This window comes from Xanthomonas sp. 3075, from assembly GCF_014197275.1.
Classification (GTDB): domain Bacteria; phylum Pseudomonadota; class Gammaproteobacteria; order Xanthomonadales; family Xanthomonadaceae; genus Xanthomonas; species Xanthomonas campestris_B.
The window spans coordinates 1-10,738 of the sequence record NZ_JACIFI010000041.1; the positions used below are offsets into that span (position 1 = coordinate 1).

8 protein-coding genes and 1 pseudogene are annotated in these 10,738 nt (G+C 63.6%); 2 read left to right on the forward strand and 7 right to left on the reverse strand.

Annotated elements, in window-relative coordinates; genetic code table 11:
- Positions 1 to 129: 129 nt before the first annotated feature.
- The 7 genes and pseudogenes from GGR62_RS20605 to GGR62_RS20635 all read right to left on the reverse strand — a co-directional run bounded on the left by GGR62_RS20605 (position 130) and on the right by GGR62_RS20635 (position 7,521).
- Positions 130 to 1,758, reverse strand: coding sequence for a TldD/PmbA family protein (locus GGR62_RS20605; RefSeq protein ID WP_184409683.1), 1,629 nt, complete (start codon positions 1,756 to 1,758; stop codon positions 130 to 132).
- Between the two features lie 379 nt (positions 1,759 to 2,137).
- Positions 2,138 to 2,527 (reverse strand): annotated as a pseudogene (locus GGR62_RS20610) (hypothetical protein).
- Positions 2,528 to 2,788: 261 nt separating this feature from the next.
- Entirely contained in the window at positions 2,789 to 3,247 is a 459-nt protein-coding gene (locus GGR62_RS20615; RefSeq protein ID WP_184409688.1) for a hypothetical protein, read from the reverse strand.
- Between the two features lie 239 nt (positions 3,248 to 3,486).
- Positions 3,487 to 4,011 (reverse strand): hypothetical protein, encoded by a 525-nt coding sequence (locus GGR62_RS21355; RefSeq protein ID WP_260306349.1) that lies wholly within the window; start codon positions 4,009 to 4,011, stop codon positions 3,487 to 3,489.
- A gap of 123 nt (positions 4,012 to 4,134) precedes the next feature.
- Complete coding sequence (locus tag GGR62_RS20625; protein ID WP_184409690.1) at positions 4,135 to 4,602, reverse strand: LuxR family transcriptional regulator; 468 nt, start codon at positions 4,600 to 4,602, stop codon at positions 4,135 to 4,137.
- 310 nt (positions 4,603 to 4,912) lie between these two features.
- Entirely contained in the window at positions 4,913 to 5,929 is a 1,017-nt protein-coding gene (locus GGR62_RS20630; protein WP_184409684.1) for a class 1 fructose-bisphosphatase, read from the reverse strand.
- Positions 5,930 to 6,318: 389 nt separating this feature from the next.
- On the reverse strand, positions 6,319 to 7,521 hold the full coding sequence (locus GGR62_RS20635) for an amino acid aminotransferase (protein ID WP_184409685.1): 1,203 nt from the start codon (positions 7,519 to 7,521) through the stop codon (positions 6,319 to 6,321).
- Positions 7,522 to 7,677: 156 nt separating this feature from the next.
- Between GGR62_RS20635 and GGR62_RS20640 the strand changes: the two genes are divergently transcribed.
- Together GGR62_RS20640 and GGR62_RS20645 are read left to right on the forward strand one after the other, a co-directional pair.
- A complete protein-coding gene (locus GGR62_RS20640; RefSeq protein ID WP_184409686.1) occupies positions 7,678 to 9,834 on the forward strand; it encodes a TonB-dependent receptor in 2,157 nt (718 codons plus the stop codon).
- 42 nt (positions 9,835 to 9,876) lie between these two features.
- A complete protein-coding gene (locus GGR62_RS20645) occupies positions 9,877 to 10,494 on the forward strand; it encodes a hypothetical protein (RefSeq protein WP_184409687.1) in 618 nt (205 codons plus the stop codon).
- The last annotated feature ends 244 nt before the right edge of the window (positions 10,495 to 10,738 follow it).

Consider the following 10,738-nt stretch of genomic DNA (forward strand, 5'->3'; position numbering starts at 1 on the left):
CCTCAGCGTCACCGAACGTCAGTTGCATGGATCACTCCTCAACATGAGGCGGGTAGTGTCGCGTATCTGTGGTGCGTTGTTCAGAGGTTCCCTAACAACGCCAAGAATCGATATCATTATTAGCCGCGCTTAGCCCAATGAGCGCGCGGTATTGATTACGTTGATGCCATCGAAGCGCGCAGTCGATGACCCATGCGACACGGCTGAAACCTGGCTGGGTTGGCCCTTGCCATCGAAGAACGAACCGCCCAGGCGGAAGTCGCGTTGGTCGCAGACCGCGCTGCAGGCGTTCCAGAATTCCGGCGTGCGGATCTGGTAGGCGCCGTCTTCCACCAACCGCGCGACCTGGCCGTTCTCGATTTCGTAGAACAACTGCCCGCCGAACTGCGCGTTGTAGCGCTGCTGATCGATCGAGTACGAACCGCGCCCGTGGATATATAACCCGCGCTCGACGTTCTTGATCATCTCGGTAACGCCCAGTGGCTTCTTGCCTGCAGCCAACGAGACGTTTGGCATGCGCTGAAACTGCACGCTGGACCAGGAGTCTGCATAGCTGCAGCCATCGGAGGCGGTCTTGCCGAGCAGATGCGCCTGATCGCGCGTGCATTGGTAATCGACCAGGATGCCGTCCTTCACCAGCTCCCATTGCTTGCTCTTGACACCCTCATCGTCATACCCCACCGCGCCCAGGCTGCCCGGTTGGGTGCGGTCGGCAACGAAGGTCACCGCATCGCTGCCCCAGCGGAAACCGGCATCGCGCTTGTCCAGCGTGGCGAAGCTGGTGCCGGCGTAATTGGCCTCGTAGCCGAGCACGCGATCGAGTTCGAGCGGGTGACCCACCGACTCATGGATGGTGAGAAACAGATTGCTCGGGTCGATCACCAGATCGTACTTGCCGGCCTTCACCGAGGGTGCGGTGAGCTTGGCGCGCGCCTGCTTTGCGGCGGCGATGGCGTCTTCGCGCGCATCGTAGCTTTTTCCATAACCGACAAGCCCGCCAGGCAGTGCGTGCTTCTCGCGCGCATCGCCATCCAGATACTCATACCCCATACCCATTGGCGAAGACAGCCCGTCGCGGGTGCGGAACTTACCGCTGGCCTTGTCCACCGCGGTGACGGTAAAGGGCAGCCACAGCCGGTGCACGTCCTGATCGATATAAGAGCCATCGCTGCTGGCGAAATATTTCTGCTCGTTGATCGCAAACATGCGTGAAGCCACGAAGGTGGCGCCGGCGTTGAGCGCGGCCGCGTTGACGTCCATCAGCAGTGCCACCTTGTCCTGCAGCGGCACTTCCATTGCATTTTTCTTGATCGGCGTGCGCCAGCGGACCTGCCCGGCCGGCGTCACCGGTGCCAGCTGTACCGGCGTGCCGCCCAGCCGTGCATTGGCCTTGGCGATCGCCACCGCCTGCCGCGTGGCGGTGGCCACACCGTCGCTGGTCAGCGTATTGGTCGCTGCAAAGCCCCACGCACCATCGGCCAGCACGCGCACGCCCACGCCACTGGATTCGGCGTTGACCACGTTTTCCACCTGCGCCTCGCGGGTGATCACGAACTGGCGCAGATACCGGCCCACACGCACATCGCAATAGCTCGCACCCGCCGCCTTGGCGGTGGTCAGCGCAGTATCGGACAAGCGCCGGTTACGCGCCGCATCGTTGGGCGTGAGCAACTGTTCGGCGGCGATCAGGCGCGTGTGCGGCAGCAGCAAGCCGGCGGCCCCGATGCCTGACAGGGTGAGGAAGGTACGACGGTCCACAGCGGTTCTCCATTGACGGCGCGCGACACGACCCCCGCCGCGCCAGCCCCCGAGACTGGCCGGTGTGGGCGTTGGCGGTCAAGTGGGCAGTGCGGTGTCTGGTTCCAGGCGACGACCCGGTGGCGTACCCGAGAAGGGCCACCAGCGTCCTGTGCGAGGCGAGCGCGGCTGATGACGCACAGCATCTCGCTCAGCACGCGGCTATCGTCCAGAGCAGCGTTAGCGCGTGTGGCTATCGTTGGGCGTGGTTGCCGATGCTGGTGCGCACCTGTTATGCCCACGAATGCGCAACTACCGCAGCATGACTAACGTCGCCAGACGATGCGTGGTTCGCAGCGATAGCAGCGCCTTCGTGCCCGCGCCGTGCGCCATCGCGTGGCTAACCTACACATGTGCGCCGCAATCGCCGGTCGAGCAGATAGCCCAACACGCCGCCGACGGTAATGGGCAGCAGTGCATAGAGCGGGATGAAGATCAGCGCCAGCGCCGACTGCGCGTCGGCACGCAGATCCAGCGTGGCGTGCGCCCAGGCCAGCGTGCCGAAGCCGAGCAGTCAGGGCACCAGCAGCGCGATTGCGCGCCGGTAGGCAAAACTGATCGCCAGCAGCGCGCCCCAGGCGATCGCGTTGAATCCCCCCAGCAATAACCACCCGCCGAGGCCGGTGTCGGTGTATTGCCGTAACCAGTCCAGGCCATACGGCAGCTGCGTCGCGTACGGCAATACCACGCCAACCAGAACCAACAAGCAACGGGCAGTGCGCATGCGCATCGGTACAGCTCGGTTGACACCGCGGGGAGTGCGGGCGCGTCAATGCTTGTCGATCTATGGCGCATGCGTCAACGCCACTTGGCATGCAACATGGGGACGTTGCGCATGCGCCATAGATCGACATCTTGCTGGTAAAGCGCGTGCCGTGCTGATGAGCATGGCGGCACTCTGCGCCGCGCGAACATCCTGCAGTCCAGCATGTCTTGCGTTTGCTGGTGCACAGCAAGGAACACCACAGCCATACGCTGTAGCTGCGCGTTTTTACAGCAATTTCCTGGTGTACTGATACAGCCCGCCGGCGAATGCCGCCCAGAGGATGGTGGATCCAAAAAATAACGGCGCCCACGAGGAATGGGTTAGCTCCTGGGAAGTGCCAAGCAGATAAAGACAACAGTCGATGATCGCTGCGCTGATTGCCCCAGCCAGGGCCGCGTAGCGAGGACGCGCGTACTTCAGTCTGGGAGTCAAGTGCAATACGGGCACGCCAAGAGCCAGAAATGCAGGCAAACCCAGGACGAACGAAGTAGCAAAAAAAATAACAGTAATGCTGCCTTCCATATCAGAATTGCCGATAAAAAGTAGCCCGATGAATAAGCTGGTTCCGCTGAAAACTGATGCGGCAAGGCAGGCGTAGATCGAGACAGCGAGAATCTTCAAGCCCACCTTCGCCCCCTGTGTCATGGCTGGCAATAGCGCCTTGCGCTGAAGCGGCTCCGTCATGCCGGCCGCGTCGCAATAAAGGTCATACTCGAAATCAGCACACAAGCTCTCCAATGATGATTCTGTCGCCGTCATCACGCCTGTCATGCACATCCTGCCTGGTGCACAATAGCTCACCCGCATGGGCGAGATGGATATCCACACGTATGTAGACAACTCTTTACATGGTGCCCTCGTCAATCAACTTGACTGAGGTCGTGGCACAGTTACGATCAGAATGTTTATGGCCTGGTTCGGTATCACTCTGCCAGGCTGGAAATTTCGATCAAATCCTCTTTCCTGAAATATTCCTGGCCGGGTTGAACGAGCACCAGTTGCGGCCAGGTAAATGCCGTTGTCTTGCTGACGAACACGGGCGGTTTTCCTTTCGGGCTGTATTCAATCACGAAACCGGCCAGTTCCAGTCCCAGCGATGGCATGATGACACTGTTGTGATGCCAAAAGACTGCACCTGCCGCTCGCCCGAGCGTCGAATAAACAAGCTTCGGATCGTCATCGAAGACAGAAACGTCCTGGAACCGGATGTCGATCGTGTCGGACTGTCCAATCGAGAGATAGGTCAATCGTCCGCGTTGAAACGAACACAACGGCGCGTCGCGATGACGGAACTGGTTGGTTGCCACGCTGCCGTCAGGCAGCGTTTCTTCGGTTGTTTCCTCAACTGGCCCCATCACACTTTCGAACTGGGCAACTTGCGCTTGCGTCATGCCGAATTCAAGCGGCCCCAAGCTCCTGTTCGGCGTGATATTCCAGATGTCCCTCACGAGGATCTCCTAAGCCTTCTTCACTGTGTCGAGCGGACAACGCAGCGTGAGAGGCCCGCCGTCGAACTGCGACGTCTGCCCAGAAATCGAGTCGCGCCATGATGCGGCGCGACTCGATGTCGCTTACTTGGTCTGACTTTGCGCGCGTTTGAAATACGCCGTGCGCATCATCGGGTTGCCGTCCTTGAAGTAGGCTTCAATCTCGGTCATGACCTTGCCATTGGCGCTGACCGTATAGGTGCGTGTGGATGCCGGGACGCCTTGATACATCAACTGCATGACCAGCACGCCTGGCTCGGGCATTTTGACTGCGGCACGATCGACCAGGTAAGTGCCGGATGCCTTACCCGGCGTGCCGTCCAGCAATAGCGTGGATTGTGCCTCCAGCTTGTTGTTGTCGTGTTCGATGATCTCGGCGCTGGTTGCCCATTTGTTGCCTGGAACCTGTTTGAACTCCAGGACGACACGCTTGGGGCGTACCGCCGCTGGCATCGGGAGACTGCTGGTATCCAGCAGCCAGGTTCCGACCAGTGGCGATGTTGCGGTTGATGCGGAGAATGCGGGTGTGGCCTGCAACATGACGGCAGCCACCAATGCAACACATGCGGTCTTCATGTGAACTCCCTGATCGATACGTGGTCCCTGCGGGCAATCATGCGACTGCTTGCAAGGCACTGTGAGTAGATCAACGTCCCGTAGACCGTCCCACTCCGGCCCGAGCGCGGTATACACCGCTGCGCGGCGCTGAGTCAACTCACGACAGCATGTGGCTGTTGGCGGAGTCCTCGCCGATCGCCACGCCATCGTGTGCTGCGCAATCAGCCGTTGTCACACAGCAAGACACCCGCACTGGGCGGGTGTCTTGCGTGCATCAGCGCTGCGTGTCGCTTGCGCGGGAACTTCAGCCCTGTGCCTTGTCGAATTCCAGGTGATACCGCGTGGCCTCTGCGACTTCGTTCTTCGAGCCCAGGAACACCGGCACACGCTGATGCAGTTGCGTGGGTTGAATATCCAGGATGCGCTCGCGCCCCGTGGTCGCCGCACCGCCGGCCTGTTCCACCAGCATGCTCATCGGGTTGGCTTCGTACATCAGGCGCAGCTTGCCTGGCTTGGAGGCGTCCTTCTTGTCCCAGGGGTAGATGAAGATGCCGCCGCGGGTCAGGATGCGGTGCACGTCGGCGACCATGCTGGCGATCCAGCGCATGTTGAAGTCCTTGCCGCGCGCGCCGTCCTTGCCGGCCAGCAGATCGCTGACGTAAGACTGCATGGCCGGTTCCCAGTGGCGTTGGTTGGACATGTTGATGGCGTATTCGGCAGTGTCGTCGGGCACGCGCATATTGGCCTGGGTCAGCAGGAAGCTGCCTTCCTCGCGCTCCAGGGTGAAGGCGTGGGTGCCGTGACCGAGGGTGAGCACCAGCATCGTGCTGGGGCCGTAGATGCAGTAGCCGGCGGCGACCTGCTGGGTGCCTGGCTGCAGGAAGTGTTCGTCGCCGGGCTTTTCGGTGCCCTTGGGCGCGCGCAGTACCGAGAAGATGGTGCCGACCGAGACGTTGACGTCGATGTTGGAGCTGCCATCGAGCGGGTCGAACAGCAGCAGGAAGTCGCCGCTGGGGTATTGGTCGGGCACCGGTTGGCTGTGGTCCATTTCTTCGGACGCGCACGCGGCCAGGTGGCCGCCCCAGGCGTTGGCTTCGAGCAGGATGTCGTTGCTGAGCACATCGAGCTTCTTCTGCGCCTCGCCCTGCACGTTGCCGGTGCCGGCATCGCCGAGCACGCCGCCCAGCGCGCCCTTGCTCACGGCGATGGAAATGCGCTTGCAGGCGCGCGAGACGATGGTGATCAGCTGGCGCAATTCCGGGTCGATACGGCCGGCGTGTTGCTCTTCGATCAGGAAGCGGGTCAGCGAAGGACGCGACATGGGAGCGGGCAGCCTGTGTAGGAAGTGGGCCGCCATTGTCGCCATTGCGGCGTTAGATTTCGATCACTTGCTGCGCGTTTTGCAGCGTGATTGATCGAACATGCGCGAATTGGGGGGCTGCGATGGTTGCGCTGCGCTTGCCCCCATCCGCCCTTCGGGCACCTTCCCCCGCAGGCGGGGGAAGGGAGCGATGCCGGTGCGTGGGTAGTGGTGGGTTGGCGATGGTTGGGCTGCGCTTGCCCCATCCGCCCTTCGGGCACCTTCCCCGCCGGCGGGGGAAGGACGCGGCGACGGCTGGGGACAGGGCGGCGTCTGCGGGCACAAAAAAACCGGGAGGCTGGCGCGCTCCCGGTTTGCTGGCATTGGCCGGTGTGGCCGATCGCGGTCACTTACATCCGGCTGACGGTCGCCACGGCCTGTGCCACGTAGTCCAGGTTGCGCTGACTCAACGCGGCCACGCAGATACGGCCAGTGCCGACGGCGTAGATCGCGAACTCGTCGCGCAGGCGGTCCACCTGAGTCCGGGTCAGGCCCGAATACGAGAACATGCCGGCCTGGCGCTGGATGAAGTCGAATTCCGGCGATCCCAGCGTGGCGAGTTTGGCGACCAGGCCCGCGCGCAGGGCGTGGATACGCTCGCGCATTTCGGTGAGCTCCTGCTCCCACAGGTCGCGCAGCTCCGGGCTGGTCAGCACGCCGGCCACCAGCGCAGCGCCGTGCGTGGACGGGCTGGAATAGATGGTGCGGATGATGCGCTTGACCTGCGACTGCACGGCCTTGGCTTCGGCTGCGGTGGCCGAGACCACCGACAACGCGCCCACGCGCTCGCCATACAGCGAGAACGACTTGGAGTACGAGCTGGCGACCACGTAGCTGTCGATGCCTTCGGCAGCGAGCAGGCGCACCGCGTAGGCATCGGCCTCGATGCCCTTGTCGAAACCCTGGTAGGCGATGTCGACGAACGGGAACAGGTTGCGCTCTTTCAGCAGGCCGGCGACCTGCTTCCACTGGTCCTTGGTCAGGTCGGCGCCGGTCGGGTTGTGGCAGCAGGCGTGCAGCAGCACCACCGTGCCCGGTTCGAGCTTGGCCAGATCGGCGAGCATGCCGTCGAAGTTCAGGCCATGGCTGGCGGCGTCGAAATAGGTGTAATCCACCACCTCGAAGCCGGCCGCGCCGAACACCGCGCGATGGTTTTCCCAGCTGGGGTTGCTGATGGCGATGGTGGAGGTGGGCAGCAGCTTCTTGAGCAGGTCCGCGCCGACGCGCAGCGCACCGCTGCCGCCGACGGTCTGCGAAGTCGCCACGCGCCCGGAGGCCACCAGCGCCGATTCGGCACCGAACAGCAGCTCCTGGGTGGCCTTGTCGTAGGCAGCCAGGCCGTCGATGGGCAGATAGCCGCGCGGTTTGGCCTCCAGCGCGAGCTGCTGCTCGATCTTGTGCACGGCGCGCAACAGCGGGATGCGCCCGTTTTCGTCGTAATAGATGCCCACGCCCAGATTGACCTTGTTGGGGCGGCTATCGGCGTTGTAGGCCTCGGTCAGGCCCAGGATGGGGTCGCCTGGAACCTGTTCTACGTTTGCAAAGAAGGACACGGCATGACTCGCTGAAGGACGAAAGAGTGGGGTACTTCCGGATCGTTGGCCACTGCTGGGCCAAACCACTTCATCGTAGCAGGGCGTGGCGGGCGTAGCATGCTTCGTTCCGTACGCAACGATGCGGCCACAGTACGGATGAGTGACACTACGCCCATGCCCAGACTCACCTTGTTGGCCGCTGCGTGCGGCCTGTTCGCCGGTGGCTTCGCGCCGCTCGCCCTGGCCGCCGATCCGGCCCCGCCTTCCGCCCCGTCGATCCGGGCCCTGCCTGCGGTCCAGGTGGACGCCGCGCGGGTGCACGGGGTGGACGACTTCGACCTGCCGGCCTCGTTCACCGTGGTATCGGCCGACGACGACAACCGACGCGGCGCGCAAGTGTCCGAGCTGCTGGACGGTATCCCCGGGCTGGTGGCGCGCGACCGGCAGAACTATGCGCAGGATACCCAGCTGTCGATCCGCGGCTTCGGCGCACGCTCCACCTTCGGCGTGCGCGGCGTGCGCCTGCTGGTGGACGGCATCCCGGCCAGCATGCCCGACGGGCAGGGCCAGCTCTCGCACTTCAACGTACTGGGTGCCGAGCGGGTGGAAGTGCTGCGCGGGCCGTTCTCGGCGCTGTACGGCAATTCCTCCGGCGGCGTGCTGCAACTGTGGAGTGCCGACGGCAAGCCCGACGACCCGTGGCGGCTGCGTGCCACCTACGGCAGCAACGCCACCGTCAATGTCGGCGCGCAGTTGCTCGGCCAGCAGGGCGCGGTGCACTACAACCTGGCCGCCAATCATTTCGAAACCGACGGCTTCCGCGACCATAGCCGCGCCAAGCGCGATTCGGTCAACGCCAAGCTGGGTTTCGATCTGGCCGAAGGCCGCCGGCTGGATCTGGTGCTCAATTATCTCGATGCGCCCGATGCACAGGACCCGCTGGGCCTGACCCGCGCGCAATTCAATGCCGACCCGCGCCAGGCCACCTCGGTGGCCACCCAGTTCAACACCCGCAAATCGGTGCGCCAATCGCAGGCCGGGGCGATCTTCACCCAGCAATTCGACAGCCAGACGCTCCGGCTGATGGCCTATGGCGGGCAGCGCAGCGTGGAGCAGTTCCTGGCGATTCCGGTAGCGGTGCAGCGCAACCCGCGGAATCCGGACAGCGCGCTGCATTCGGGCGGGGTGATCGATCTGGACAGCAATTACGAAGGCGCCGACGCGCGCTGGGCGTGGCAGGGGCAGGCGCTGGGCCGGCCGCTGCAGCTCACCGTGGGCGCAAATGTCGATCGCCAACGGCAGCACCGCACCGGCTACGAGAATTTCGTCGGCGACACGCTGGGCGTGCGGGGCGCGCTACGTCGCAATCAGCGCGACCAGGTCGAGAACGTGGACCAGTTTGCGCAGGCGTGGTGGCAGTGGAGCGAGCGCTGGTCGGCCTTGCTGGGCGTGCGGCATAGCCAGGTGCGTTTCCGCTCGGATGACAACTACATCGTCGGCCGCAACCCGGACGACAGCGGGCGGCGCGAGTATTCGGCCACCACGCCGGTCGCCGGCATCGTGTTCCGCGCCAACGACGACCTGCGTTTTTATGCCTCGGCCGGACGCGGCTTCGAAACGCCCACCTTCAACGAGTTGGGCTACCGCAACGACGGTGGTGCCGGTCTGGCGCTGGACCTGGGCTCGGCCACGAGCCGCAATTACGAGGTCGGCAGCAAATGGCGCGCGCAAAGCGGCGCAGCGGTGGAGGTCGCGCTGTTTCGCGCCGATACCGACGACGAACTGGCGGTGGCCAGCAACACCAATGGCCGCAGCACCTTCCGCAACATCGGCGCTACCCGCCGTCAGGGCGCGGAGCTGAGCTGGAATCAACCGGTGGGCGCCACCCAGCAACTACAGATGGCCTACACCTTCGTCGATGCCACTGTGCGCGATGGCTACCTCACCTGCGCCAGCAGTGGCTGTGCCACGCCGACCGCGCCAGTGTCCAGCGGCGCGCGCCTGCCGGGCGTGCCGCGTCAGCAGCTGTTCGCACGCTGGCAGTGGCAGCCGATGCAATGGCAGTTCGCCGCCGAAACGGTGGCCTCCGACGCCACCGTGGTCAACGACCTGGCCACCGACCGCGCGCCCGGCTATGCGCTGGTCAATCTGGAAGCCTCCCGGCGCTGGACCACCACGCTGGGCGGGCTGCGCACCTTCGCCCGCATCGACAACGTGCTGGACCGGCAGTACGTCGGCTCGGTGATCGTCAACGACGGCAACGGGCGCTATTACGAACCGGGTCCGGACCGCACCTATACGGTGGGGTTGCAGTGGGATTTCGGTGGTTGAGACGGCGCCCGCGTGTCAGCGTAGAGCGTCAACTCGCCCGACATGTCCTCTGGATTGCCATGTACCTGCTCCATCCAGGCGCTGAACTGCGCTGGCATTTTGCCGAGCGTCCTTACCAGGAGGGCGGTACCGTATGAGGCGGAATTCCTGTTCGTCGGCCTCGACGCTAATCACGCAACGGATATCGAAGCCAGCGTGGTGTTCACGAAGCTTCTGCGTTATCACCACGATGGCGCCGGCTTCTGGCAACGCCATGGTGTGCACCATCCTTTTCTGCTGCCGGGTTATCGCGGCGACGGGCGTCGCTATCACCGAAACTTCGCGCAGCTGGGCTTTCTACCGCAGGATGCGGCGCAGGTGGCGTTTGTCGCGTTGCTGCATGTGCCCACGGTAGGACGCAGCAAGTTGGTTGCTGCGGATCTGGATATCACCCACTTGCGCATGATCGATTCCGCCATCCGCAACGGACGTGCCCGGCACATTTTCCTATCGGCGGGTGTGGCGCGGCTGATGCGCGCCACCCAGCTGTTCGCATGGCTGCCGGCACAACCCCACGGCAGGAACGCTGCTGCCACTGCTGTTCGCCGACGCACAGCGGCAGGTTTATCAGCATCTACATCTGTCCACCTATGGCAAGTTTCAGGCGCAGCTCGAACGTGAGGCAGCTGCAGTCGCGCGCCTGCTGCATGCGCATCGAACATGCAGCGATTAAGCGCTCCCAACTACACGATCATGCAGCCGCCAGGCGGGCGCGGCGTTGTATCACGCGTCCACTAGGGAACCTCTGAACAACGCACCACAGATACGCGACACTACCCGCCTGATGTTGAGGAGTGATCCATGCAACTGACGTTCGGTGACGCTGAGGGCCTGGGCAAGCGCAAGCAGACCCGGCGCGAGATCT

Excerpts from the sequence above, each read along its gene's own strand:
- GGR62_RS20615 (WP_184409688.1), bottom strand. The coding sequence starts at position 3,247 with ATGACGGAGCCGCTTCAGCGCAAGGCGCTATTGCCAGCCATGACACAG.
- GGR62_RS20630 (WP_184409684.1), bottom strand. The coding sequence starts at position 5,929 with ATGTCGCGTCCTTCGCTGACCCGCTTCCTGATCGAAGAGCAACACGCC.
- GGR62_RS20640 (WP_184409686.1), top strand. The coding sequence starts at position 7,678 with ATGCCCAGACTCACCTTGTTGGCCGCTGCGTGCGGCCTGTTCGCCGGT.
- GGR62_RS20645 (WP_184409687.1), top strand. The coding sequence starts at position 9,877 with ATGTCCTCTGGATTGCCATGTACCTGCTCCATCCAGGCGCTGAACTGC.